A 24,198-nucleotide genomic window follows, 5' to 3' on the forward strand; every position below is an offset into this window, starting at 1 on the left:
AGCGACGCGGATGGTGCGGTGAAAGCCAATCCGTGCTCCGTTACTCGGCGGAAGCAGGACGCGTGGCACCGGACTTTAGTACTAGGACAGATGTGTCGCCCTTGTGGGAGAATTTCACCCGGTCAGCGGCAATATCCGTTACCATCCAGCCCTCGATCTCTTGCCCAAGGCGCAATTGAACGTTAGCTTGGTTATCCAGGCGCTTCAACACGGCAATCCGAATATGCGGATCCAGGATCACTCCCGTTAGTGCTACCGGGGGCGTCCCGGCCGTGGTCGGTCCGGCTTCCTGCGCCTGGAGATCGGCGGGCGTGGGCCGTCGGCTGCGGTTGAACAGCGGCCGTTCGAGAGTCTCGGACAGCGCGGCGCGGTCGGGGATCGACGATCCGGCCGGCGCAGCCGATGGAGCACCGGGGGCGGCGGCATCGGCCACGGCCATGTCCGCCCCGGCGGTCTCCCGCGGCGCCTCCATTTCCAGCAGGAGGACCCCCGCGGCGAGGGCGCAGGCCAGCGCGAGGACGGCGTCACGCAGGGGAAGGGCTCCGATGGGCGGCCTCATGGTTGCTCGCTCCGCATGTAGCCGTACAGGCTGAAACGAACGACGAGGTCGTCGGAGGAATTGCCATCGCCGCCGCGCACGATCGCTCCGACATCGACGTCGTCCACGAACAGGACCGGCATGCCCGCTTCGAGGTCATAGAGCATGTCCTGCAGGCTCCGCAGGCTGAGTTGCGCGTCGGTGCGGATGGTGACCCGCTCGAACTTGCCTTCGATCCCCGAGGGAAGGGTCTGGATGCTCGCAGGGCGCCCCCCGACGCTCGCCAGAAGGTTCTGGAGACGGTCCTGCAAGTCGGCCGCGACCAGCGTCGCGTTGCGGCCGTCGAGCAGCGCGCGGCCGTCCCCCGCGCCGGCGACCGTGAGACGGTCCAGATCGGCCTTCAGGGCCGCCTCGTCCCTCTCCCGCGCCCGGTACTGGACCAGCAGCCGGCTCGACTGCGCGATGGAGTGGCGGGCGGACCTGTAGCGGTCGACGATCGGCGCAACGACCGCGGCATAGGCCGTGGCCAGCAGGGCGGCCAGGATGAGCACGGCGATCCCCTGGCGAAGCGGGCGGCTTGGCGTCGTCATGGCGCACCGGTCCGAAGGGTGGCGGCGATGGTGAAGCGCTCCAGCCCCGGCTCGCCGTCCTGGACGACCGGTGCCTGGAATCGGGCCTGACTGAAGACCGGCGAGCCTTCGAACCGCGCCAGGAGCAGCGCCGCCCGTTGCGAATAGCCGGAAAACTCGCATTGCCCGTCGGCGATCCGCAGGCTGGCCAGCCATGTGCCGTCGGGCATGACGCGCGTGAGTTCCTCCAGCACGACGAGGATCGGCGGTGTCTTCCGTCGTCGCTCGACGAAGATCTCGGCGTTTTCCGCCATGGTCGCGAGTTCGGTGCGCAGCCCTTCCACGCGCTCCGCCCGTTCCCGCGCGGCCGCGACCTCGGCGGAGAACGCCGCCGCCTGCCGTTGCAGGCGGACCAGGGGGTAGAGCGTCGCCGCCGACGCCAGAAGGAGGCAGAGAGCCGCCAGCACGGCGGTGCGGACCGCCGGCCCCCGCCGCCCCGGCCCCTCCGCGGCGAGGAAGTCGATGGGACGCTTGTCCGCCCTCTGGCTGGCGACGCCGACGCCCACCGGCATCAGCCCGAGCGCGTCCGCCCGGCGCAGGGCCTCGGTCATCGTCGCGCGCGGCAGCAGCCACAGCGTGACGACGACGCGGTCCGCTCCCGCGCCGCCGGACTCGACGCGATGGTCGAAGGCGACCTCGTCGGCCCGGAACGGCGTCAGGCGATCCATGTCGAAGCGCAGCACGCCGCGCAGGTTTTCCGCGGCGGCGGCGGGCAGTGTGACGGTGCGGGCCAGGACCAGACCATCGGGCACGCCTAGGACGACCGGCAACCGCTCGGCCCCGGCGGCGCGAAGATGAGCCCGGACCGCGGTCCGCGGCTCGCTGCCGCTGGACAGGTCCACCGGTCCCAAGTCCTGCACGTCCCGGCGCCGCTTCACGGCGAATGACGGACCGCCATCATCCGACAAGTCCACCCACAGCCGGGCCGAATCCTGGTCGAGAAGGCGCAGGAGCGGTTGCGGAAGGAGGTCGCGCAGTTCCCCCACCCACCAGGCCAGCAGGGCCTTCGCGCCGGTGCCCAGGGAAGCCAGATGAAACGAGGCCGCCATATTGTTGTCCTCGCCACGGTCAAGGCCGGATGCAGGCCCGCGGCTGCGCCGCCATGAAGCAGGGGGAGTCGCCGTCGAGCATCGGCGTCGCCACGAAGTCCGGCCAGAGACGCCCGTCGCCGGCCGGGAAGCTCACGGACACGCGGATCAGGCGGGGGAGGTGTGCCGGGTCGGGCCAGGCGTCCCACCATCGCGCCTCGCCCCCCTCGCCGGACGCGCCGAAATAGCGGAAGCGGAGGCCGCCCACCCGTTCGATGAGCGTCCGATCGCCCGGCGGTCCCGGGGAGGTCAGCGGTGTCCAGCGCAGGAGAAGGCGGCGCCCGGAGCCGGCATCCCCCCCGGTATCTGTGGTCCGCAGTTCGATCACGCCGTCGCCGTCGCCGAGCACCGAGGGGAGGGTGGTGACGAAGGCCAGCGCATCCGGGCGTCCGACGAACGGGACCGGGGCGGACCGCGGAGCGCCAGATGGTGGAGCGGCGGCCGGCGGCCGTGCCCCTTCTAGGCTTCGGCGTAGGAAGGACTGCGCCGCCTCGATGGTCATTGTGGCGTCGCTGTGAGCCGACGCCGCCTCCCAGGTCCGCGCGCTGAATCGCAGGCCGCCGTACATCACGGTCGTTAGCAGGCCCAGGAGCGACAGGGCGATCAGCAGTTCGAACAGGGTGAAGCCGCGCTGCCGGTCCATCATGTTCCGGCCCCCAGGCGGACGGTGGCGAAGACGATGGAGCGCTCCCGCCACGCGTCGTTCCAGGCGACCGTCACGACGACGTCGTAGGGGACCAGCGCCGGCCGCGCCCGTCCACTTACGACGGGGCCACTCACGAAGGGGCCTCTGGCGAAGGGCAGGGGCGGGGCGGAGGCCGGGGCGATGGCGACTTGCCAGCGGTACCCCTCGGGCGTGGCGCCGGTCCACTGGCCGGCGGCCAGCGGCCGGACCGTGCCGACCTCCGCGATCCGGCTGCGGGCGACGCCGGTGGCCGCGATCATGCGGTCGGCGGCGCTCGCCACGCCGAGCCCGTCGGCGAGGACGCGAAGGACGGCCCCGAGGACCAGCGCGAGGATGGCAAAGGCCACCAGCACTTCCAGCAGCGTGAACCCTTGCTCGTCATGCCCGCGCATCCGCCGTCACTCCCCGACCGACACGCGGCCGCTCAGCCAGTCGATGGACAGCGAAGCGCCGCGCGATCCCTGGCGGAGGGTCAAGCTTCCCCCGGTCGACATGCCGTTGGGGAAGAAGCGGATAGCGCCCGTCCGGGCGTCCAGCCGCTCCTCCGCCGCGGAGACGATCGTCATGGTCGTATCCGGCGGCAGGCTGCGGGAATCGGCGGCACCGGCGACGCCGAAGCGCCCGGCATCGACGTCGAAGGCGACCACAACGTCCCGGTTCGTCGCGATGGCCTGGCTGCGGGCCTGCCGCAACACGGCGGCGATCTCCTGCGCCGACGCGCGCGTCGCAACGCCGCCCAGGCCGTGCGGTCCGAAGACCGGCGCGAAGCGCAGCAGGATCGCCAACACGGCTAGGACGACCAGAAGCTCCAGGAGGGTAAAGCCAAGTTCGGATGAGGCCGACTCATCGGGACTTGATATCGGCGGCGACCACCGCCGCGCGGGCTCGTGCCCGCGGAGCCAAGCCGGCGGACGCCGGCGCCGGCGATTAAGGCCCGCTGATCGGTTACGATCAGCTTGAATTGATATAATATCCCGCTCCGCCATGGCGCTCACCAGTTGGTCAGGTCGGTGTTCTCGTCCTCGCCGCCGGGCGTGTTGTCCGCGCCGAGCGAGTAGAGGTCGTAGGTCTTGTGCTTGCCCGGGATCACGTAGACGAACGGCTTGCCCCAGGGGTCGACGATCGCCTCGCGCTTTTCTAGGTAGGGACCCCGCCAGTTCGGGGCGCTGCCGGGCCGCTCGACCAGCGCTGCCAACCCTTCGGACTGGAGCGGGTAGCGGCCCACGTCCAGCCGGAACAGGTCGAGGCTGGTGCGCAGCTGCTCGATGCTGAGGCGGGCGGTGTCCGCCTTCGCGCGCCCGAGATAGCCGATCAGCTGCGGGCCGACCAGCGTGGCCAGGAGCCCAAGGATGGACAGCACGATCAGCAGCTCCAGAAGGGTGAACCCTTCCTCTCGCCGGCCCCATCGCGGGATGCGGTGTGCCTTCGGCATTGCGACATCACCTCCACTCACCAGAACGGCACTCACCAGAACGGCACTCACCAGAACGGCACTCACCAGAACGGCACTCACCAGAACGCCGGATCAGAACGCCAGCTGGTTGGCCTCCATGATGGCGGCCAGGATCGACCCCATGACGAACGCGATGATCAGGCCCATGCCCAGCGTCACCAGCGGAACGAGCAACGACAGCAGGCGCTGGACGGCGCGGCGGACCTCCCGATCGTGGATGTCCGCAACGCGGTTCAGCATGGTGGTCAGCGCGCCGCTTTCCTCGCCGATGCGCACTAGGCGCACCGCGAGGACCGGAAAGTTGCCGCAGGCGGCCAGCGGCTCGGCCAAGCCGCGGCCCTGCTTGACGGCCTCGGTGACGCCGGCCACGTCGGCGGCCAGCGCAGCGTTGGTGAGCGTCTCCCGCGCCATCGCCAGCGCCGAAAGGAGGGGAATGCCGCTCGCGAGCATCGCCGCCAGGGCGCGGGCGAAATGGGCGACCTCGGCGCGGGCGATGAGGCCGCCGATGACCGGCAGGCGGAGCAGCCGGCGGTGCAGACGCACCCGCGCCGCGGCGTTCCCCATGCGCAGCCGCAGCGCGGACAGCGCGCCGACGAGGACGAGCGGGATCGTCCAGCCGTATTCGCGGATGAAGGCGCCCGCCGCCAGAAGCCAGCGGGTGGACGGCGGCAGCCGGTGCTCGGCCGCGGCGAACAGGGGCTCGAACTGCGGCAATACGTAGCCCAGCATCAGCACCAGCGAGACCACGATGCCGACCAGCAGGAAGGCCGGGTAGATCAGGGCGGAGCGGATGTCGGCGCGGAACTGGGCGCCGCGGTCGCGAATTTCCGCGAGCTGGGCCAGCGATGCCTCCAGTGTCGCCCCCACCTCGCCCGCACGCACCAGCCCCACATAGTGGGCCGGGAACGCCGGCCCCTCTGCCACGAAGGCGTCGGCCAGCGTCGCCCCGCCGCGCAGCCGGTCCAGGACACGTTGCAAGAGCGCGCGCAGGGCCGGGCGGTCGGACAGCTCGGCCAGCGTCGCCAGCGCCCGGTCGACGGGCAGGCCGGCTTGCAGGAGCATGCTCAGCCCGTGCGTCAGCATCGTGATTTCGTCCGTCCCGATGCGCCGCCGTGGCGAGGAGGGGAGGCGGGGCCAGCCGACGCGCAAGGCGGTCCGGTCGGCCCGGATCACCAAGCAGCCGAGCTTTTGCAGGTGGGAGACCACGGCCCCCTCGTCTGGAGCGTCCATCTCCCCCTCGATCAGAGCGCCGCCACGGCCGAGGGCCTTGTACCGGAACCGCGCCATGTCACACGCTCCGCGTCACGCGCAGGACTTCGTCGAGCGAGGTGACCCCGGCGAGCGCCTTGGCGACTCCGTCCTCGTACATGGTGCGCATCCCGCCCTCGGCGGCGGCCTTCTGGATCTCCCCGGCGTCGGCACGTTGCAGCACGAGGCGGCGCAGCCGGTCGTCCATGACCAGCAGCTCGGTCAGGGCGATGCGCCCGGCGTAGCCGGAGCCGCCGCAGCGGGCGCAGCCGACGGGCTGGTAGAGCCGGACCACGTCGCCAGGGGCCGGGGCGGCGAGGCCGGCGCGACGCGCCAGCTCGGGCAGCACGTCGTGGGCGCGGCGGCAGTCCGGGCAGAGGCGGCGCACCAGGCGCTGGGCGACGATCCCGTTGATGGTGGAGGTCAACAGGAAGTCCTGGAGCCCCATGTCCAGCAGCCGCGTCACCGTGGCCGACGCCGTGTTGGTGTGCACCGTCGCCAGCATCAAGTGACCGGTGAGCGCCGCCTGCACCGCGATCTCCGCGGTTTCGAGATCGCGGATTTCCCCGATCATGATGATGTCTGGGTCGCCGCGCAGGATCGACCGCAGGATGGACGCGAAGGTTAGACCGATCTGCGGCCGGACGGGGATCTGGGTGATGCCGCGAAGCTGGTATTCGACCGGATCCTCGACGGTCACGATCTTGACGCCGGGCCGGTTCAGCCGGCTGAGCGAGGCGTAGAGCGTCGTCGTTTTGCCGCTTCCCGTCGGGCCGGTCACCAGCAGAATGCCGTTCGGCCGCTCCAGCAGGTCGAAGTAACGGTCCAGCATGGCCGGATCGAGGCCGAGGTCGGCGAAGTCCAGCGAGACGGTGTCGCGGTCGAGCAGGCGGAGCACGACCCCTTCGCCGTGCAGGGTGGGCAGGGTGACGACGCGCAGGTCGATGGGCTTGCCATGGACGACCATCTTGGAGCGCCCGTCCTGGGGCAGGCGCCGTTCTGCGATGTCCAGATGCGCCATGATCTTCACGCGCGACACGACGGCGGCGCGCAGCTGGGCGGGCGGCGCCTCGACCTCCTGCAGCACGCCGTCCACGCGGTAGCGCACGCGCAGGCGGCCTTCGAACGGTTCGATGTGGATGTCCGACGCGCGGGCCTCGACCGCCCGGCGGATCAGCGTGTTGACGATCCGGATGACCGGGGCCTCGCTCGCGAGGTCGCGCAGCCGCTCGATGTCGTCGGCGCCGGTCTCGTCGTCGGCATCGTGGCCTCCGTCGTGCCCTTCGGTGGACTTGGTGCCTTGTCCGCCGCCGTAGAGCCGGTCGAGCGCGGCTTCCAGCTCGGCCGGGATGGCGACGCAGGGCAGCACGGGCCGGCCGAGCGCCATCGTGGCGGCCTGGACCGGAAAGCGGTCGAGCGGATCGGCGACGGCCAGGCGGACCCCGTCGCCCGTGTCGGCGACCGGTAAGGCCAGGGCGTCGCGCAGGAAGCGGGCGCCCAGCCGGTCCTCCAAAAGCGGCGTTTCCGGGAAATCATCGGCCGCTATCTGCGGAAGGCCGGTCACGGCGGCGAGCGCTCCGGCCATGTCGCGCTCCCCCACCAGGCCGAGGCGGACGAGCATGCGGTGCAGGGGCGCCCCGGTTTCCGCCGCGGCCCGCTGCGCCCGCGCCAGACCAACGGGGTCGATCAGGTCGCGATCCAGCAGGCGCCCGGCAAGCGCGGCTGCGGGACCTGGTCCGCTTGATGTTGTTTCGTTCTGTGGACTCGAGAGTCGCGCCATTCCGCCTCCCCTTCACCAGGGGGCCAGGGGGCCGTACAGCCAGACCAGCCAGAGGCCCCCCGCCAGATAGGGGCCAAGGGCGATCCGTGCCGTGACTTCGGGCAGGCGGCGGGTCAGCAAGGCGCCGACCGCCGTGGAGGCCAGGGCGCCCAGCGAGGCGATCAGGACGACGCTGGGCAACCCGGTCCAGGACACCCAGGCCCCCGCCGCGGCCAGAAGCTTGGCATCGCCCAGCCCGATCCCCTCCCGGTTCCGGAGCGCCCGGTAGGCCCGCGCGATCAGGACGATGGCAAGGTATCCCGCCGCAGCCCCCGCTCCGTGGTCCGGCCCACTGGCCGGATCGGTCCATGCGGCGAAGGCCAGGCCCGATAGGATCAGCGGAAGGGTCATGGCGTCGGGCAGCCGTTGGCAGCGGGCGTCGATGAACGCCGCCGCCAGCAGCGTCCAGCCAAGCGCGCAACCGACCCAGGTGTACCCGCCGGGCAGCGCCCAGAGCGACCACAGCGCGACCACCAGCGCCGCGAGTTCGATGGTCGGCGCGAAGGCACCAATCGGGGCGGCGCAGTGGCGGCATCGTCCGCGCAACGCCAGCCAGCTCGCCAGCGGCACGAGGTCGCGTGGTCCCAACCGATGCCCGCAGCAGGCGCACAAGGACCGGCCGAACAGGATGCCGTCGCCGGATGGCCAACGGCTGACGACCACGCCGAGGAAACTGCCGACGAACGGAGCGCAGAGCAGGAGGAAAACCAGGTCGGGGCGCGTTGCGTAGGCCATGACCGCGAAGCCTCGCCGCTGTGACCGTGCAGGATGGCGGATGGTGGCGGCGGGTTGCCTCCCTGCCGGTGGCAACCCGCCGAGGCCAGTGTGGCGTTTCCTTATTTGACTGCCGCACCGATGCTGACGCCGACGTCCACCTCCTTACCGCCGCACTGCACGTGGCCGAAGCCGCTCGGGCTCGTGCCGCTGGCGGCGCCCATCGGCACCAGGGCGGCCACCTGCGATCCCGACGAGGCGGGGGTGATGTCATAGATGATGGCGTCGTTGTTCTTCGAGCTGGGGCCGCCCGGCACCGAGCCGAGCGCAAGCGCGTTGCGCACGCGCCACGCGACGTTGTGGTCGGCGCAGGAACTGTCGCCGCTCACGCCGACGGCGCCCAGCACCTTGCCACCCTTGTACAGGGCCAGCCCGCCGCCGAACACGTTGACGCCCCCGATCTTCTTCCCGACCATGGGATCCTGCTCGGTTCCGAAATTGTCGTTGCTGCCGGTGTAGGCGACGACCGGATCGACCGGGTTGCTGAACTGCAGCCCGTACAGGCTGCCGCCCGGCTGGTTCGACGCGTAGAGGTTCGCCGTCGAAAGAGCGAAGGCGTCCAGGCTGAAGGCGTTGGCCGTGTTGGCCTTCTGGGCGGAGATCACCCGGCTGCCCGGCCATTGCGAGCCCCGATTGCTGCCCGAGAACGCGACGGCGCACACGATGCCGTCGCGGTCCACGATCGTGGCCCACATGTTCAGGTCGAAGCCGCCGTTGGTCGGCCCGCCGGTCGGCTTGATGCTCTTTTGCAGCGCCGTTTTGAGCGTGCTGTAATTTGGAAGTGCCGAGCAGGCGGCCGAGGCCGCAGCCGAAGCGGTGGAGCTGCCCAGGCCGATCAAACAAACGGCTGCGCTCATAGCAATCACGCTGTATGCTTTCATGGCGCCCTCCCTTCTGGTATGTTCAAACCGATTTTGAACGGATTTATTATTTGTAATGCAAATGGACGCTCGATGATTTTGACTTTATGGTTTTAGCGTTCCGATGAAGTGATCCAATTTTTTAGGTGTGCGAACATGGATCATTTACAAACGCATTTTCGGTCGACCCAGGAACGTTTCCGATAATAGAATCGCAGAAGTCGCAGGGCGTTTTCTCCAAAATCGGTAAACTGCGGAAAATGAATGCATACGAAGAAATAAGATTTCCGACGCTATGCAATAAAACTGCGCACTTGCCCGCGTTACGCAAGGCGGCTATAATATGCGGCCATTCCGGAAAGTTGCAGTGTTTAGGCGGGTACGGGAATGCCTGAGTGGAGTATCCCCGTTGGTCAAGTTACCAAGATATTTCTTGCTGTAAAGTCCCTGTGCCGAAATTTTATTAGTCCGCGCCATCGCTTTTGGCGGCCTCATCATTGCACGCTGACGACACCGCCGTTTGCCCAGAAACGGGAAGGCGGATTTGCTCTGCTGTCGGTGTTGTGGATGGGGTCTGCGCTGGCTTTGATCGCCGTGAGCTTTGTCTACACATCGCAAACACAAGCACAGATTGCTAAGAATGTCATTGAGGCGGAGCGGGCGGAGGCGATGGCCGACGCGATGGCCTTCCATACAATCGGAGCCCTGCTCGCGTTGCAGTCGGCGGCGGGCGGGAACGCGGACGTCCGGGCCGACGGGTCGCCCCACCGGATTCCTCACCCCCTTGCCGACGTGGTGGTGACCGTCCAGGACGAAGGGGGGCTTGTCGACCTCAACAGCGCGGCTCCGGATCTTCTCGCCGGGTTGTTCAGGACGGGGGGACTCGATGCCGCCGCGGCGAAGGCGCTTGCCCAACGGATCGCCGCCATGCGCACGGGCGGTTCCGGCGGCCGGATGGCGGCCGAGGCAAGCTTCGTGCGGCCGGCATGGCTGCCGCAGGATATGACGGATCGCCCCTTCGATCGTGTCGCGGCGCTCAAACGTTTGCCCGGCGTTTCGGATGACCTTTACAGCCGCGTCTCTCCCGCACTTACGGTGCTGTCCGGATCGACGGGGATCGATCCCCGGCATGCGCCTCGGCATGCGTTGCTTGCCGTGCCCGGCTTCGATCCGGCGATCGTGGATTCCATCATCGCCGACCGCGCGGTCGCAACGTGGAGCTCCCGCACCAGCCGGCGACCGCTGCTGTCCGCCGCTGTGTCGCGCCGCTTTCTGACCGAATCGACCGGCCGGGTTTTCCGCGTCCGAGCCAGTGTGCGCACCAAGGCGGGCTCGGCCTTCCTGCGCGAGGCAACAGTCGAGTTCACGGATTTCCCGGAGCGGCCCTACGCCATTCTCAACTGGGACCAGGGATGCATGGACTGCCGCCGGTAAAAACCGGAGGGCCCGCAACAACGGATCCCCGCATGCGTCACCACCACACCGTTTTCGCCTTTGCCGGAGGGGTGACCACAATGCTGACCGGACTTCTGGGCTCGACGTTGGCGGTCATGCCGGCCCACCCCTGGGTTATCAACCCAACCCGCCCATCCGCCCCGACCACATAGCCCGACAGCGTGTTCTCGGCGGACACGCCATCTTCATCCGTACAGCGGACACCGGACACCCAGACGTCGGCCCGTTGCGTTATGGGGTTGTATTGCGCCCGTCCCAGAACGACGCAATCGGCCAGAGGCCGGCCGGACACGGTCAGGGACTTGGGGGCCAGGCGGATCAGGACCGGCATGTCCGATAGGCTCGTGTTCCGCGGCAACAGCATCCCATGCGACAGATGGCCGGAAAGCGTGGTCCCGACAGGTGGCTCGATCCAGAAAGGCTGAAACACCGTGCAAGCGGAAAGAGCGACCGCCGCAATGGCCGCAAGCAGACGACCCCAGCTCAGCGTTCCCATGTCGGCCACCGGAACAATGCGTTCAGGGCACGTTACTGCGCCCTTGCTATCTCCGCCATGTCCCTTTCGGACCCACCGTCGGGGCCTGAGCTGCCGCGTGGTCATCGAAGCGCCGCACCGGCAGCAGCATAAGGGAAAACGCTATGCGGTGCGCGTCGTCCTGAGCGTTCGACAGGCCAGCGTGGTGCATCGAGGCGAGTGTGGGCGGAATGAGCCCGTGTCCCCGATCTTTTCATGAGATGCGGACATAACTCGGGCGTGCCAGGCCAAACATGTGGTTGAGCAGGTTGCCGGCGATGATGAGCTCGGTATGACGCCCGTCATCGCTGTGGGCGCGCAAGCGATCGCCAATGACCTGTTGGCAGCGGGCGATCGCAGCCTCCACGCCAGCCCTCTTGTTGTATCCGCTGGTCCGCTGCCACGTCATCGGCCCGGTCTCGGCAATCGCCAGACGGTGGCGGTCGCGCTGGGTGGGCGCGGTCTGCGCGGTGGCACTGAGCACGGCATCAGCGCGTGGTGGAGCGACCACCGCCGCGTCCGGGTGGCGGGCCGCCACGACCTCGTAGACTTCGGTCCGGTCGTAGGCGCCGTCGCCGATCGGCCGCGCCACCGGAACCGTGACCTGCTCGAGCAAGGCGGCGACTTGTGAGGCATCGTCGACATCGGGCGAGGTGCGTTCCATGGCGACGATCTGCCCCGTTGTGGCATCCCCACCGACGTGGAACTTGCGCCAGGATCGGCGCTTCTTGGAGCCATGTTTCTCCACCACCCATTCTCCCGGCCCACTGGGCTTGAGGCCAGTGCTGTCGACCAGCAGGAGCAGCGGGCCGATGGTCAGCGCGCGTGGCGTGATAGCCAAGCTCTGGGCCCGGCGGCTCAGTGTCGTGTGGTCCGGAACCGGAAGATCGAGCTGGAGCAACTGCATCAGCGAGCCGATCAGCCCCTCGGTCTGCCGGAAGGCGAGGCGAAACGGCGCTCGCCGCGTCAGGGCCGTCTCGATCGCCACAGCCGAGTAGCGCGGCTGCCCGCCGCGCGTGGTGCGCGGGGTGGTGCGAAGCTGATCTGCGGGCGCAAGCGCCACCTCGTAGTCGATGTCCTCGGCCTGGTGCTCGCCGTCCAAGTCCATGCGGCCAACATCCAGGACCGCGATGGCGCCCGCGCTCTCTTGCCCCAGCTGGGCGCAGCGTTTCCCAGCATTCTGCGCCTCTGGGCCGACGGCGGGTACGCCGGCAAGCTGGCCGAGTGGGTCACCACGGAACTGCAGCGTACCCTGGAAATCGTTAGGCGCCCGCGCGAGAAGAAAGGCTTCGCTGTGGTGGGCTGGCGGTGGATCGTCGAGCGGACCTTTGGTTGGCTCAACCGCTCGCGCCGACTGAGAGCTTGTTCGTAGCTGTCATGCGTTGACGGTCTCGGCAGCGAGCCGTTTGAGGCGGCGTGAGAGGATCGAGACGAAGGCGATCTCGATGAAGGCGACGAGGTGCTCCTTCGTCCGCTCGACGACCGTGTTCAACCGGCGGTAAAGGGCGAGCCATCCGAAAGAGCGTTCCACCGCCCAGCAAATTCCGGCCGGAATGAAGGTCCCGTTCCGACCGCGAGCGACCGGTTTGACGGTGATCCCGAGCGCCTCCCCGGCTTTGGCCAGGCGCTCGCCGCGGTAGCCGAGGTCACCCAGAGCCGGCCCCTGGAAGCCGCGCCCGGCCAACTGGCGCAGCACCGGCACGATGCCCTTGGTGTCGTGCACATTGGCCGGTGAAGCGTCGATCGCCAATGGGGTGCCGTACTTCTCGACGGCGATGTGGAGCTTCACGCCGCGGACCTTCTTGCCGCCATCGACACCGCGGGCGAAACAACTCGGGGCCGAGCGACAGGTCCGGCTGTCGATCACGACGGTGCTCGGCTCCGCCGTGTCGCCGCAGGCCAGCCGCCACGTCCGGCGCAGCCGGTCGAGCAAGCGGCGCCACAGCCCAAGCCGCGTCCAGCGGGCGAACAGCGTGTACAAGGTGCCGAAGGGAAAGCCGGAGAGCTGGCCGATGGCGCGCCATGGCATGCCGCAAAAACACACGCACCAGATCGCCATAATCGCCTTGCGCAACGCCGGCCCGGTCAGCGCCGGCTTCGGCCCGACGCGGTTGGGTCAAGGGCCATCCGCCGTCACGGTGGCCAGTTCCGCCAGGACCTCATCGACGAAGGCATCGACATCGGCGAATGCGTCCCAGGACGCCGGAGCGGTGCTTGCGGGACGAACGGCGGTGCCCATAAACTGCTGCCCTGATGGCGGTGGATGACGGCCACAGCCCTACCAAACCGTCCACCCAGCGCAAATCCCCTGTTCAGCTTAAAGTGGCGTTTTGGTCAGCACGGGGTGGCGCGGCCCCGCTACAAACAAGCTCTTAAAATCCCTCGCTACGAGCGTGCGGGTTCGAGTCCCGCCGCCCGCACCACACACTTTGGCCACCATCACGCTCCCCGCTGCCGATTCCTGCGCAAAGCGGAATGGAGCCTCTACGCCGGCGACATCGCGGCTGCGGGAATCGTTGTTTCCGGCGTCCACAGAGATTTCGAGTCAAAGAAGGACGCCGCGCAGAGCCGGCCATAGGTGCGCAAGCGATCGATGTGCTGCGCGTCTCGGTCGAGCTTCGACGGGTAATCCAGGCCGGGCAAATCGAGACCGACGATGCGGATGGCGATCGGCTTATAGCGGGTTTGCAGGGGACTGCCGGGTTCAGCCATCCGCTGCAGCTCGTTGATTTTCTGGATGAAGTACAGCTCCTGGCCAAGTGACAGGTTGCCGGCAAGCTCGTTGCGGCGGTCCAGAATGTCGCTGATAATCATCGGCTCGGTGGAGCGGCGCATGGGATTGAGCTGGATCACCCAGATCTCGTCGGGCTTTTCCGGGATGTCGGTGAACTCGCGAACCGGCGGGTTGGTGCTGAAGAGCCCGTCCCAGTAAAGGTTGCCGTTGGGGTGCGCCACGGCCCGGAACAGTGGAGGGACGGCCGCCGAGGCGATGAGGTCATCGTACCGCAACGTCTCGCCGTGAAACACCGCTCGGGTGCCGTTGAGAACATCGGTGGCGCCGATGAGGAGCTTCGGGTGGGCACGCAGGGCGGGATCGTTCGGCAAGGTGGTCAACGGCAGGTGCTTTGCCAACAACGCGCGGAGCCGTGGCTCGGCTTGCGGCTGGTAGGTGTAGGGGCTGATCTCAGCTGTCACCGGCAGCCGGGCGAGGGCGACGGCCCACCAGTTCACCATCGCATCCAGCAGGTCGCGGGCTTCCAGGTCGTCCCAAAACGCGTCGAGGCGAGCACTGGCGAGGTCGGGCTTTCCGCTGATGAGCCCCGACCAGGCGAGCGCCGCGCACATCGCGCCACCGGAGGTGCCGCTAAGCGCCACCAAGTCGAATTTGTCGCGGTTGGTCTCGCTGAGCAGTTCCGTGAGCACGCCAGCGGTGAACGCAGCGTGGCTACCGCCGCCCTGACACGCAATCGCGACTTTGTTCGCCATCGAGCCGTCCTCGCCTGTTGTGCTCGTTGCATGATTGCTTTGTTTCGGCGAACTGGCGATGTCCTTTTTGCGCGGCGCGTTCCCTACTTCGTTGTCGGGGCATCGGCCCGCGCAAGCGTGGTCGGGAGAACGGTAGCGATGGAGCACCCTGCCGTGCCAGTCCCTCGACAGGCCCTTTGCAGGCCGACGCCTGAAGCGGACGGGATGGGCGGGATGCTCCGTTCCGGAGCTTCCAACCGCCGGGTGTGGCGCGTTCCGCACCGGTCTGCCGTGCTTAAAAATTGAGCAAACCAAGTCATACACAGGCCGGGGCGCTGACCTTACGGGTCAGGACGATTCTGCTCAGCGACGGCCCACAGATCTATCCACAGAAACTGTGGAAAGAACACCGCTGAGCCTGGTTATCCACAATCATTCACACACAATAATCCCCAGAAAAATGATGATCTGTCGTCCGGTGTCCTTGTCAAACGACGGCATTCGCGAATAAGCATGGGTGTGCATGATTGCGTGACTGATGGTGAGGCTCGCATGAACGGGAGCAATGGCCGATCGAGAAAGGCGACCATTACATTGCGGATCGACGATCGGATCAAAAACGCTGCGAAGTATTATGCCCGCCAGCGAGAGATGCCGCTCGCTGAGGTGGTCAGGGACCTGCTGACCGAGTACGTCGAGGCGTGTGCCCACGAGAACGCTCAGGCGTCACCGGACTTGCTCGGCGCCCGGCCGGCGCAGTTCGCCGGCATCCGGTTTCCGCGGGACGGCGAGCCGCGGGCGATGGGCACGACGAGGAGAGTGGATCGGTAGGTTTGGCGCTGTTGCTGCTGAGCAAATCTTTTTGAACGTCCACCTCGTGATCAAAAGGCGGCGGTGTGCCGACCGGGCGTCGGTCATGGTAAAACGCGGTGTGCGTGCCGGACGAGGCAGCCCACACCCGGGATCGTCCGGGCGGCCAGCCCCCCTTGGGTAGTCGAGAGTTTCAGCCAAAGAAAAAGCCGCCTGGAGGCGGCTGAGGTTTCGCTCTTCGTGGATCCGCGATGTATCCGATCACAGGGTTCCAAAGCACTCTTCGTGTGTACAGTCTGATCTGCCGTCAGTGAGATTGGACACCGGACAGCCCATATGGGAGTCCGATGACCGAGTCACATTTGAACCAGACGTTGTCCTCTGAAACCACACCGGCAGTCGCTGACAAGCCGGTGCAGCGGTGGAGTGCCGTGCGTAAACGCGAGGTGGTCCTGCGGCTGCTGCGCGGTGAGTCGCTGGAGGCCGTTTCCCGCGAGATCGGGGTTGAGACCTATCGCCTGGAGCGATGGCGTGAACGCGCCCTGGCGGGCCTGGATGCCAGTCTGAAAGAACGCCCGGAGGGCGATCCCGTGCAGGCCGGGCTGGACGCTGCGTACAAGCGGGTCGGCGAACTCAGCATGGAAGTCGAATTGCTGCGCGAGAAGATCGCCCGCCTGGAGGGCGGCGGGTCTTTTCCAAGGGCGAGGTCGCGTCGATGAGCGCGGCGATCTCGCCCGCCACGGGGCGGCTCTACGGCGTGCAGCGGGTCTGCCGCGTCTGGGCCGTGGCGCGCTCGTCCGTCTCAGCCGCGGCCAACCGGCCCGCCGCGACGGCTCCGCCCGTGCGACGCGGGCCAGTGCCGCCGGTCGCGGAGGCCAGCTTGCTCGCCGCCATCCAAGCTGACCTCGCGGCCTCGCCGTTCCAGGGCGAGGGACACCGTAAGGTGTGGGCCCGCTTGCGTTACGGGCTTGGCCTGCCGGTCGGCCGCAACCGCGTCCTGCGCGTGATGCGGGAGAATCATCTGCTGTCACCCCACCGCCGTCCGCCGCGCCCGGCCAACGATCACGACGGCACCATCCTCACCGACGCTCCCAACGTGCTGTGGGGCACCGATGCCACCATGGTGCAGACGGTCGAGGATGGCCGGGTATGGATCTTCGCCGCGCTCGACCATTTCAACTCCGAGGTGATCGGCCATTACGTCTCGACCGACGGCTCACGCTTCTCCGCCCTGGAGCCGCTCAGCCAGGCGGTGACCGCGCGCTTCGGCGGGGTCGGCGCCGACGCCGCCCGTGGCGTCAGCGTGCGCGCCGACAACGGGCCGCAATACATTGCCCGCCACTTCACCCAGCAGGTCAAGCACTGGGGCCTGACCATGAGCTACGCCTACCCGTACCAGCCGGAGTGCAACGGCATCGCCGAGCGCTGGTTCAGGACCCTCAAGGAGCAGACCATCTTCGGGCGGGTCTTCCGCACCGTCGCCGAAGTGGGCGCCGCGGTGGCGGCGTTCGTGGAGCGCAATAACGCGCTGTGGCCTTTAGAGCGGCTCGGCTACCGAAGCCCTCTCGATGTCCGGGCCCGCTACGAGGCCCAGCCGAGGGCCGCCGCATGAGTGATCCTGTTGTTCGATCAAAAATGACCGATCCTGCCGTCCCGACCAAGCCCCCGCTCAGCCGTCGGGCGCCGGTGCGGTCAAGCACGGCCGAAGGCCGCCGCGCCAGCGGCTGGTGCTTGACGGCACCGAGCCCGATGGCATTCTGGTCCCAATCGGGAGATGCTGCTCTGAGTTGCAGGCCCTAATCACTCCCCGGTGTCCAGACTATTGGCGGCGGTACATCGTGTGTACAGTCGGACGAACGGCCTACGCCAGCCACACTCCCCACACCCAGAGCTGTGCCTCGGCCTTGGACTCATTTCCAAGGGCCTCAGTGCACGGTTCGCTCGATGCTTGATACTCCGGAGAAGGCTGCTCACTCTGGTCCGTTCCAGGGCTGTCCACGATGGCTTCAGATCAGGCCACCTCCAAGCTGGCCGGCATGCCGTCACCAAGGCCGTGCTCCAGCGCCCAGATGGCGGCCTGGGTCCGATTGGAGACGTTGATCTTGCGCAATACGCTCTTGAGGTGAACCTTCACCGTCGCCTCGGTGATGCCAAGGCCGAGGGCGATCTCTTTGTTGCTGCCGCCGTTCAGCAGGCCTTGCAGAATTTGGAGTTCACGCTCGGACAGGGCTTTCCCCAACTTTGGCGCGTCCAGTTTGACGCCGCTCAACACCCGGCCGCCCAACAGAAGCGCGGGGAGATGGCTCGGGAAGACCTTTTCGCCCATCATCACGAGGCGCAAGGACTGGAGCAGAGCGTCGGATGACATGTCCTTTATCAGTATGCCGTCAGCATCCGCCGCGATGGCGCTGGCCATCCCCGGGCAATCGATCTGCGTTGTGAGCAGCACGACCTGCGTGCCCGGACATGTTTCCTTGATTGCGGCAAGGTCCTTTGCGTCAGACGTGTCAATGAGGATCAGCGCTGGTGGCGTCTCCGCCGCGAGGAATAAGCGCGCCTTTTCAACAGACAAGGCCTCGCTTGCAATGTGAAATTCACTGTTCCTCAGCAACGCTTTTATAGCTTCGCGGAACAGCCTACTTTCGTCAATCAATGCTACGCTTACGGTTTTCATTGTTTCCCCCGTTCGATGACGCCTCGCGCAAGGTTACGATGAAAATCGAACCATTTTCATCTGCCCGGTGGCGTATCGAAGAGTAGAAAATGTGATTGATATTTCTGCCCAGCGCAATATGACTTGTCGTGCGCCGCCTGGAGCTTCGCAACGGCGCACGGTTGTGAACGAGGTCATGGCGATGTGATCGGACCGAACATGGCGCTTCTCCCAGTCCGGGTTACGGCAGCTACTCGGGCGGGCGATGTCGATGGACCGCATCGTCCCTCCCCGACAGTAGGGTGTCACTCGCCGCACATCCACATTGTGAGAAATGAAGCTTTGCCGCTGTGCGGCGCCCTGCTCCATGGCGAAAGGCTCGAACTGTGCAGGATCATGGAGTGGTGAGAAGCCGGCTGAGGGCTTCGGCGAGTTGCCGTGGCGTCACCGGCTTGTGGATGAGGCCCAAGCTGTGCGATGTCGCGTCGCGCTGGACCTCCGTCCCGGTCTCGCCGGTCAAAATGATTCCAGGCATCGTGGTGCCGTACACCGCGCGAACCCGAAGGATGGCTTCGATCCCACTCCGCCCCTCCCGCAACCGATAATCCGCCACCACGAGCGCCGGCCGTTGCCCGCGTTCCTTCAGGCCCGCCAACGCCTGATCCGCGGACCCAGCGGCCAGCACTGAGTAGCCCCAGGCCTCAAAGATCGCGTGCAGCCCAAGCAGCACGATCGGGTCGTCATCCACCAGCACCGCGAGCCGCCCGTTGCCCATGATCTCGGTCGCGTTCCGTGGCGTCAGGACCGATGCCGCCTCGCCGCGTGGCACCGCGATGCTGAACACAGAGCCGTCCCCCAGCGTGGAGCGAACCTGGACGGGATGGTCGAGCAAAATGGACAGACGTTGGACGATGGACAAGCCCAACCCCAGCCCCCGGTTCCGATCGCGCTCCGGATTGCCCACTTGGTGGAATTCCTCCCAGATGCGGTCCAGGTGCTCCGGCGGAATGCCGATGCCCGTGTCGTGCACCCCGACACGCAGGTGGTCGTCGGCGTCATGACATTCGATGGTGATCCGCCCAGCCTCGGTGTAGCGCAACGCGTTCTCGATCAGGTTGCGCAGCATGCGGCCCAGCAGCGTGCGGTCGCTGCGCACCACGGCCGGGCAGACGTCCACCTGGAGCTTCAGCCCCTTGGCCGCGGCGATCGGGCCATAGGCGGCACCGGCCTGCTCGATCACTTCACGAATGGGGAAATCCTCAATGGTTGTCTGCACGATGCCAGCATCGAGACGAGAGATGTCGAGCAGGCTGTCCAGCAGATCCCGTAAGGCATCCAGGCCTCGGCCGAGGTGCTTCAGCGCCTCCTGCCCCTTGGGTGCGACATGCGGCTTGAGGACCTCCAGGAACAGCAGAAGCGACTGCATGGGCTGGCGCAGGTCATGCGACGCCGCGGCCAGGAACTTGGACTTCGAGGCGTTGGCCTGCTCCGCCTCCCGCTTGGCGCGGCGCAGCGCTTTCTCGGCGTGCTTGCGCTCGGAGATGTCGCGGAAGTAGACCGACAGCCCGGTTGCGCTCGGGTAAATGCTGATCTCCACCCAATGCCCGAGGACCGGCGACAGCGCCTCGATCTGCATTGGGCGCCGCTCCTGGGCGGCCTGGAGGTACGCCTTGTAGGGTTCGCCTCCGACGGCCTGCGGGAACACCTCCCAGAACACCTTGCCGAGCAGGTCCTCGCGCCGGCGCCCCGCCAGCCGCTCCGCCTGGCGATTGATGTAGGTGAAGCGCCAGTCGTGATCGACGGCGTAGAAGGCGTCGCTGATGCTCTCCAGGATCTCGACCGTGCGCTCGTGCGAGGCTCTCAGCTCATCCTCGGCGCGTTTGCGAGCCGTGATGTCGCGATAGAACACGCCCAGCCCTTCTGGGGTTGGATGGATGTGGAACTCAAGCCAGGCATCCACTCGGTCGTCTTGGTATCGATGCTCCAATTGCACGGAGACGCGATCGTCCATCGCGCGCCGGACGGCCGCCTCGATCGGGGTGCCCACGGAAGTCGGCCACGCTTCCCAGGCCGTTTTCCCGAGAACGGCGTATGTTGGGACGCCCTTGATGCGCTCGGCCTGGCGGTTCTGATGGGTGACCCGGTAGTCGCGGTCGAGGGCAACGAAGGCATCGGTGATGCAGTCCAAAATGTCGGTCGCGCGCCGGTTGGCCAGCTGCACGCCTTCCGTGGCCGCCCGTTCATCCGTGCGATCGCGCAGGATCAGGAGCAAGCCTTGTGGGACGCCGTCGCCGAGCGGCATCACCTCGCCACGCACCCAGCAACGGTTGCCGTTCTTGCGCAGGTGCCAGCGTTCGTCATCGGCCCGGCCCTCGTGCCGCGCGATTGACACCATCCGCTCCCACGCGCGGTGCTCACGATCCTCCGGCGTGAAGAGGATGGTCAGGTCGCGGCCGATGACCTCCTCGTCCGTCCAGCCAAAAATGTTCTGCGCACCAACGCTCCACCCGGAAATTTGGCCCTGCGGATCGGTGGTGATGATGGCGTACTCGGTGGCGCTCTCCAGAATCGTACGCAACCGATCCTCGCTGGCCTGCAGCTTGGCGCGGCTCGCCTCCAATTCCGCGTTGGCCCGCCGGAGATCCTCGTTGAGCAACGCTATGGTTTGTAGGTCGGCGCTGCTTGCCTCCAAGTGCGCATGGCGCGCCGCGTCAACCTGAGTCATTTGTTCCGGCGAAGGCATGTCCTCGGCGACGTGTCGGATTGCCGCATCTTTGAGAGCGACGCGTCCCTCCAGCGTCTTCCCTTGTCCCTTCTGCATGGGTCCGATGCCTTTCCTCAGGTGCCAACCCGATCATGCCGTAACTGCTCCAGTGTGCCTCCGCGCGCGACGGCAGCGCAAGACGTGGCAGATCTGCTTCTCGCCATAAGCCGTAATTCCGGTGTAACGAAACGAAAAACTCCCAACAACGCGGCAGTCTGTCGGACAGAAATGGCGTAAGATGAGAGCGGGGACACAGACGGAGGAACGCCCGGTGTGATTAGGCTCTTCCCTCGCAATGATGCGAGCGGTTCTGGAGGGTCCAATCATGCGTGTTTGGCCGATGGCCTTCAGCGTTGGCATCCTGTTAAGCTCCTTGGTTCCAATTCCGAGCCCCGCTGCGGAGAAGGTCGTGTCCGACCGGGAAAGTGGCTGCCGCATCCGGGACCAAAATCCGGATGCTCGGAAAGCATTCCGGTGGACTGGCCCATGCCGCAATGGATTTGCCCACGGGGCCGGCGTGCTGGAGTGGACCTTGAACGGTCGCCCGGATGGCTGGATCGAGGGCACTTTCGTGGACGGTCGATTGGACGGAAAGGCCCGCGTCGAGTGGGAGGACGGGCGGACGTTCACCGGCACCTACGAACACGGGCGCGCCTCCGGGCATGGGACCATGACCTATCCAAACGGCCATTGCTATGTCGGCTCCTTTGAGCGTGACCGGCCGACCGGGGACGGAGAATTCATCTCCTCAACAGGCATCCGCTACACCGCGCGGATCGACGGCAACGGCAGTGTGTGGCCTGGAGCGATGCTCGGCCCCGACGCGCCGGTGTCGGCTCGGTCCGCGCAAAGGCCGTCAGCGTTGGCTAAGCTCGTACCGCGCGACAAGGTCGCAAGCGTCGTCCAACGCGCTGAAAAGCGCGCGTCGCGAAAGATGGAGCCGGTTCCCAATCCGCGGCTGCCGGAGGCTGTGCAGTCAGAAGAGGATCCGCCCAGGTCCGGAGAAGCGGCGCCGGGGAGCTTGGAGGAATGGCTTCGGCAGCCCCTTCCGGTGGCCAAGCCGGGAGCTGACCTGAGGCCCACCGCTAACTACTGAAGACGAAAGGCCCAGGACCTCGCCCCGGGGCCTTCAACATCCAGTCGAACTGATATCGGTGTGGCGAAAGCGGCCACTTCTGACGCTGCGGAAAGGCACACTGAGCACCTTGTATGATTTGAGCCTCCATTGCTTTCCGACAGGGAATAGGAAATTAGCCGGCCGTGCGGCGGAATGCGCCGTCGCCCGGGTGCTGTTCGTTAGGCGGATCGAGCGTCCAGCGGATCGTTTGCACGGCCGTAATTTTATTGCGCGCCTGCTCTGAGGTCTTTGCGTATCTGGTATTTGGTATACCAGAATATCGTCCCTCCATCGGATCACTGGAGGACACGCCATGACGACCACGACCTTCTCCCACCCCGGTGCCGCTCACACCGCGCCGACCGCCGTGCAGGCCATCCGCGAGTTCCTGGTCTCCTGGTTCAAGGCAACGCCGGTCTACGTCGTTTACAGCGCCCTGACCAAGTAAGTGTACCATTTGGAACGTGCCACCATCGCTTTGACGCTGCCGTCCCGCTGATGGCCTGCCGAGATGGAAAACCGAAAAACGGGCGGCGCTCGGCGCGGCCCGTTTTCGTTTGTGCATAAACTCTCAGCATTATCCGTCATCGACCAGAAGCGAAGAAGCCTGCTGGCTCGTCCTCATCCTCTCTCGTATCCGAGCCTGGGCCTCTTGGGTCCAAAGCCACGTCTCCTGAACGGGGACGGCTCTCCTCCTCGCTCAGGCTTTCGGCCGGCGTCTTGCCGTGATCGTCATCTCTTCCTGAAAGCATAGCGCCCTTTGTCAGATAAACAACGCCAATATCAAACAATTCAGGTACGTGGGGCTACGCGGCCAGCTGTCGTAAAACGCCGGAAAAAGGGTGCGGTGTGTTCGTCATCAATGTCGTGATCCACGTCCAGTGCAATTTGTAAGCTGGGACACCGCTTATCCAGGCCTTGCGGTTGCTTGGCGTTAACGACAAGCGTCTGCTGAATCTACTGGATCTAATACGGGCCGACGACGGAACGGTTGCCGCGACGATGGAGCAGTTTTCGATCCACGTCGATCTCAAAACGCGCAAGGTCGTTCCGTTCGGCCCGGCAACGCCAAAGCGGTTGGCCGCCTTGGCGGATGTCCACGCCAGGTTTCCCTTGCCGCCCGGCCACCAGCGTCGGCACCACTGTGGCGCGTAGCAGGGGCGGGTCGTGGAGTGAAGCGGCAATCGGACCCGTGCCCCCGGTTCGCCAATTTGCCGCAATCGAGTTTTACCCGGACGCTGGTCTCAAGAGGTTCGGTATGGGCGTTGTTAACTTGCCCCTCGTTTCTAAGAATTTGTTTGTAACGGAGGCGTTCCGAGCCGCGCCAGACGGGATGCTACTTTAAGCTGAATAACGGTGTTGCGCCGGGGGCGCGATCTGGTAGGGCTATCGCCCTCGTCAACAGCCATCAGGTCAACATTTTATGGGCACTGCCGTTCATCCCGCAAGCACCACGCCGGCCTCGTGGGATGCGTTCTCGGACGTCGATGCCTTCGTGGAGGAAGTGCTGAGCGAATTGACGGCGATGGCGGCGGACGGCACGCGGGCAACCCGCTCGGGACCGAAGCCGGCGCTGACCGGTGCGCCCTTGCGCAAAGCGATCATGGCCATTTGGTGTGTCGGTTACTGTGGCATGCAGTGGCGGGCCATCGGCCAGCTCTCCGGCATCCCCTTCGGCACGCTCTTTGCGCTGTTCGCCCGCTGGACCCGGCTCGGACTGTGGCGCCGGCTGCTCGACCGGCTGCGGCGGACGTGGCGGCTGGCCTGCGGCGACACGCCGGACCCGAGCACCGTCGTGATCGACAGCCGCACCTGTCGCTCCGCTCCGAGTTGTTTTGCCCGGGGCGTTGATGGCGGCAAGAAGATGCGCGGCGTGAAGGTTCACATCACCGTCGAGAAATACGGCCTCCCGCTGGCGATTGACGCCTCACCAGCCAACGTGCACGACACCAAAGGCATCGTGCCAGTCCTGCACCAGCTCGCTGGGCGCGGCTTCCAAGGGCCTGCCATCGGCGACCTCGGCTATCGCGGCAAGCGTCTGGCCAAGACCGGTGAGGACCTCGGCATCCCCATCCAGCCGATCGCGCGAGGCCGCGACGGGGTGTTCCTCCCCACCGAGATTGCGTGGGTCGTGGAAGTAGTCTTTACGCAATTGACAAAACCGGACGTGCTCGCTTTCCGTGCTGGTGGGCAGCACGTAGCGGATCTCAACATCAGCATCGGTAACGACGACACGGTCGATGAGCAGCAATACGAGTTGCCGACGCTGCTCGAAGGTCGCGGCGGCAAGCCCGTGCTGGACACGCGTGCGGAACGCCTCCAGTGA

General features: G+C 66.5%; 30 protein-coding genes. 8 read left to right on the forward strand and 22 right to left on the reverse strand.

Annotated features, from left to right (window positions below):
* Window positions 1-40: 40 nt before the first annotated feature.
* The 11 genes from M2351_RS20715 to M2351_RS20765 form a co-directional block, all read right to left on the reverse strand.
* Window positions 41-559: a hypothetical protein gene (locus tag M2351_RS20715; RefSeq protein WP_264657946.1), complete on the reverse strand. Its 519-nt coding sequence runs from the start codon at window positions 557-559 to the stop codon at window positions 41-43.
* On the reverse strand, window positions 556-1,128 hold the full coding sequence (gene gspM / locus M2351_RS20720; protein ID WP_264657947.1) for a type II secretion system protein GspM: 573 nt from the start codon (window positions 1,126-1,128) through the stop codon (window positions 556-558). Before gspM ends, M2351_RS20715 begins: the two co-directional genes overlap by 4 nt.
* The gene (locus M2351_RS20725; RefSeq protein WP_264657948.1) at window positions 1,125-2,216 is read right to left on the reverse strand and encodes a PilN domain-containing protein; all 1,092 of its coding nucleotides are present in this window, start codon (window positions 2,214-2,216) and stop codon (window positions 1,125-1,127) included. Before M2351_RS20725 ends, gspM begins: the two co-directional genes overlap by 4 nt.
* Window positions 2,217-2,235: 19 nt before the next feature.
* Window positions 2,236-2,901, reverse strand: coding sequence for a prepilin-type N-terminal cleavage/methylation domain-containing protein (locus M2351_RS20730; RefSeq protein WP_264657949.1), 666 nt, complete (start codon window positions 2,899-2,901; stop codon window positions 2,236-2,238).
* Window positions 2,898-3,332 carry a type IV pilus modification PilV family protein gene (locus M2351_RS20735; RefSeq protein ID WP_264657950.1) on the reverse strand — a complete coding sequence of 145 codons (435 nt, stop codon included), beginning with the start codon at window positions 3,330-3,332 and terminating at the stop codon, window positions 2,898-2,900. The genes M2351_RS20730 and M2351_RS20735 overlap by 4 nt, the downstream gene beginning before the upstream one ends.
* Before the next feature lie 6 nt (window positions 3,333-3,338).
* Window positions 3,339-3,926, reverse strand: coding sequence for a GspH/FimT family protein (locus M2351_RS20740; protein ID WP_264657951.1), 588 nt, complete (start codon window positions 3,924-3,926; stop codon window positions 3,339-3,341).
* Between the two features lie 5 nt (window positions 3,927-3,931).
* Complete coding sequence (gene gspG, locus M2351_RS20745; RefSeq protein WP_264657952.1) at window positions 3,932-4,372, reverse strand: type II secretion system major pseudopilin GspG; 441 nt, start codon at window positions 4,370-4,372, stop codon at window positions 3,932-3,934.
* Window positions 4,373-4,465: 93 nt separating this feature from the next.
* Complete coding sequence (locus tag M2351_RS20750) at window positions 4,466-5,680, reverse strand: type II secretion system F family protein (protein ID WP_264657953.1); 1,215 nt, start codon at window positions 5,678-5,680, stop codon at window positions 4,466-4,468.
* 1 nt (window position 5,681) lies between these two features.
* The gene (locus M2351_RS20755; protein ID WP_264657954.1) at window positions 5,682-7,421 is read right to left on the reverse strand and encodes a GspE/PulE family protein; all 1,740 of its coding nucleotides are present in this window, start codon (window positions 7,419-7,421) and stop codon (window positions 5,682-5,684) included.
* 12 nt (window positions 7,422-7,433) lie between these two features.
* Window positions 7,434-8,195 carry a prepilin peptidase gene (locus tag M2351_RS20760; protein ID WP_264657955.1) on the reverse strand — a complete coding sequence of 254 codons (762 nt, stop codon included), beginning with the start codon at window positions 8,193-8,195 and terminating at the stop codon, window positions 7,434-7,436.
* A gap of 101 nt (window positions 8,196-8,296) precedes the next feature.
* Window positions 8,297-9,115, reverse strand: coding sequence for a GlcG/HbpS family heme-binding protein (locus M2351_RS20765; RefSeq protein ID WP_264657956.1), 819 nt, complete (start codon window positions 9,113-9,115; stop codon window positions 8,297-8,299).
* Between the two features lie 546 nt (window positions 9,116-9,661).
* Between M2351_RS20765 and M2351_RS20770 the strand changes: the two genes are divergently transcribed.
* A complete protein-coding gene (locus M2351_RS20770; RefSeq protein ID WP_264657957.1) occupies window positions 9,662-10,528 on the forward strand; it encodes a type II secretion system minor pseudopilin in 867 nt (288 codons plus the stop codon).
* 37 nt (window positions 10,529-10,565) lie between these two features.
* Here M2351_RS20770 and M2351_RS20775 read toward each other — a convergent pair whose 3' ends face one another.
* Both M2351_RS20775 and M2351_RS20780 read right to left on the reverse strand, forming a co-directional pair.
* The gene (locus M2351_RS20775) at window positions 10,566-11,045 is read right to left on the reverse strand and encodes a hypothetical protein (RefSeq protein WP_264657958.1); all 480 of its coding nucleotides are present in this window, start codon (window positions 11,043-11,045) and stop codon (window positions 10,566-10,568) included.
* A gap of 232 nt (window positions 11,046-11,277) precedes the next feature.
* Window positions 11,278-12,171 (reverse strand): IS5 family transposase, encoded by an 894-nt coding sequence (locus M2351_RS20780; protein WP_264657959.1) that lies wholly within the window; start codon window positions 12,169-12,171, stop codon window positions 11,278-11,280.
* Here M2351_RS20780 and M2351_RS45180 point away from each other — a divergent pair.
* Entirely contained in the window at window positions 12,106-12,435 is a 330-nt protein-coding gene (locus tag M2351_RS45180; RefSeq protein ID WP_406567423.1) for a transposase, read from the forward strand. The two genes, M2351_RS20780 and M2351_RS45180, sit on opposite strands and share 66 nt — an antisense overlap.
* Before the next feature lie 3 nt (window positions 12,436-12,438).
* Here the strand turns inward: M2351_RS45180 and M2351_RS20785 are convergent, their stop codons facing one another.
* From M2351_RS20785 to M2351_RS20800, 4 genes are all read right to left on the reverse strand, one after another.
* Window positions 12,439-13,137, reverse strand: a complete 699-nt coding sequence (locus M2351_RS20785; RefSeq protein ID WP_264657960.1) for an IS5 family transposase — start codon at window positions 13,135-13,137, stop codon at window positions 12,439-12,441.
* A gap of 42 nt (window positions 13,138-13,179) precedes the next feature.
* Entirely contained in the window at window positions 13,180-13,302 is a 123-nt protein-coding gene (locus tag M2351_RS20790) for a hypothetical protein (RefSeq protein ID WP_264657961.1), read from the reverse strand.
* Window positions 13,303-13,547: 245 nt separating this feature from the next.
* The gene (locus M2351_RS20795; protein WP_264657962.1) at window positions 13,548-14,549 is read right to left on the reverse strand and encodes a patatin-like phospholipase family protein; all 1,002 of its coding nucleotides are present in this window, start codon (window positions 14,547-14,549) and stop codon (window positions 13,548-13,550) included.
* A gap of 411 nt (window positions 14,550-14,960) precedes the next feature.
* The gene (locus tag M2351_RS20800; protein WP_264657963.1) at window positions 14,961-15,239 is read right to left on the reverse strand and encodes a hypothetical protein; all 279 of its coding nucleotides are present in this window, start codon (window positions 15,237-15,239) and stop codon (window positions 14,961-14,963) included.
* Window positions 15,240-15,685: 446 nt separating this feature from the next.
* Here M2351_RS20800 and M2351_RS20805 point away from each other — a divergent pair, with 446 nt between their 5' ends.
* Window positions 15,686-16,057, forward strand: coding sequence for a hypothetical protein (locus M2351_RS20805; RefSeq protein WP_264657964.1), 372 nt, complete (start codon window positions 15,686-15,688; stop codon window positions 16,055-16,057).
* Window positions 16,058-16,088: 31 nt separating this feature from the next.
* Here the strand turns inward: M2351_RS20805 and M2351_RS20810 are convergent, their stop codons facing one another.
* On the reverse strand, window positions 16,089-16,232 hold the full coding sequence (locus M2351_RS20810; protein WP_264657965.1) for a hypothetical protein: 144 nt from the start codon (window positions 16,230-16,232) through the stop codon (window positions 16,089-16,091).
* Here M2351_RS20810 and M2351_RS20815 point away from each other — a divergent pair.
* On the forward strand, window positions 16,219-16,950 hold the full coding sequence (locus tag M2351_RS20815) for a DDE-type integrase/transposase/recombinase (RefSeq protein WP_264657966.1): 732 nt from the start codon (window positions 16,219-16,221) through the stop codon (window positions 16,948-16,950). The two genes, M2351_RS20810 and M2351_RS20815, sit on opposite strands and share 14 nt — an antisense overlap.
* Window positions 16,951-17,349: 399 nt before the next feature.
* On the opposite strand, the gene M2351_RS20820 is transcribed toward M2351_RS20815, so the two are convergent.
* Complete coding sequence (locus tag M2351_RS20820) at window positions 17,350-18,012, reverse strand: LuxR C-terminal-related transcriptional regulator (RefSeq protein ID WP_264657967.1); 663 nt, start codon at window positions 18,010-18,012, stop codon at window positions 17,350-17,352.
* A 373-nt stretch (window positions 18,013-18,385) separates the two neighbouring features.
* Window positions 18,386-20,716: a PAS domain-containing hybrid sensor histidine kinase/response regulator gene (locus tag M2351_RS20825; RefSeq protein ID WP_264657968.1), complete on the reverse strand. Its 2,331-nt coding sequence runs from the start codon at window positions 20,714-20,716 to the stop codon at window positions 18,386-18,388.
* Window positions 20,717-21,080: 364 nt separating this feature from the next.
* Between M2351_RS20825 and M2351_RS20830 the strand changes: the two genes are divergently transcribed.
* From M2351_RS20830 to M2351_RS45185, 3 genes are all read left to right on the forward strand, one after another.
* Window positions 21,081-21,851 carry an MORN repeat-containing protein gene (locus M2351_RS20830; protein WP_264657969.1) on the forward strand — a complete coding sequence of 257 codons (771 nt, stop codon included), beginning with the start codon at window positions 21,081-21,083 and terminating at the stop codon, window positions 21,849-21,851.
* A 334-nt stretch (window positions 21,852-22,185) separates the two neighbouring features.
* Entirely contained in the window at window positions 22,186-22,320 is a 135-nt protein-coding gene (locus M2351_RS20835) for a hypothetical protein (RefSeq protein WP_264657970.1), read from the forward strand.
* A gap of 476 nt (window positions 22,321-22,796) precedes the next feature.
* Window positions 22,797-23,027: a hypothetical protein gene (locus M2351_RS45185; protein ID WP_406567417.1), complete on the forward strand. Its 231-nt coding sequence runs from the start codon at window positions 22,797-22,799 to the stop codon at window positions 23,025-23,027.
* A 282-nt stretch (window positions 23,028-23,309) separates the two neighbouring features.
* On the opposite strand, the gene M2351_RS20840 is transcribed toward M2351_RS45185, so the two are convergent.
* Together M2351_RS20840 and M2351_RS20845 are read right to left on the reverse strand one after the other, a co-directional pair.
* A complete protein-coding gene (locus M2351_RS20840) occupies window positions 23,310-23,483 on the reverse strand; it encodes a hypothetical protein (RefSeq protein ID WP_264657971.1) in 174 nt (57 codons plus the stop codon).
* Window positions 23,484-23,495: 12 nt separating this feature from the next.
* Window positions 23,496-23,684, reverse strand: a complete 189-nt coding sequence (locus tag M2351_RS20845) for a hypothetical protein (RefSeq protein ID WP_264657972.1) — start codon at window positions 23,682-23,684, stop codon at window positions 23,496-23,498.
* Between M2351_RS20845 and M2351_RS45190 the strand changes: the two genes are divergently transcribed.
* A complete protein-coding gene (locus M2351_RS45190) occupies window positions 23,668-24,198 on the forward strand; it encodes a transposase (protein WP_406567424.1) in 531 nt (176 codons plus the stop codon). The genes M2351_RS20845 and M2351_RS45190 overlap by 17 nt on opposite strands.

Source organism: Azospirillum canadense (assembly GCF_025961225.1).
GTDB classification, from domain to species: domain Bacteria; phylum Pseudomonadota; class Alphaproteobacteria; order Azospirillales; family Azospirillaceae; genus Azospirillum; species Azospirillum canadense.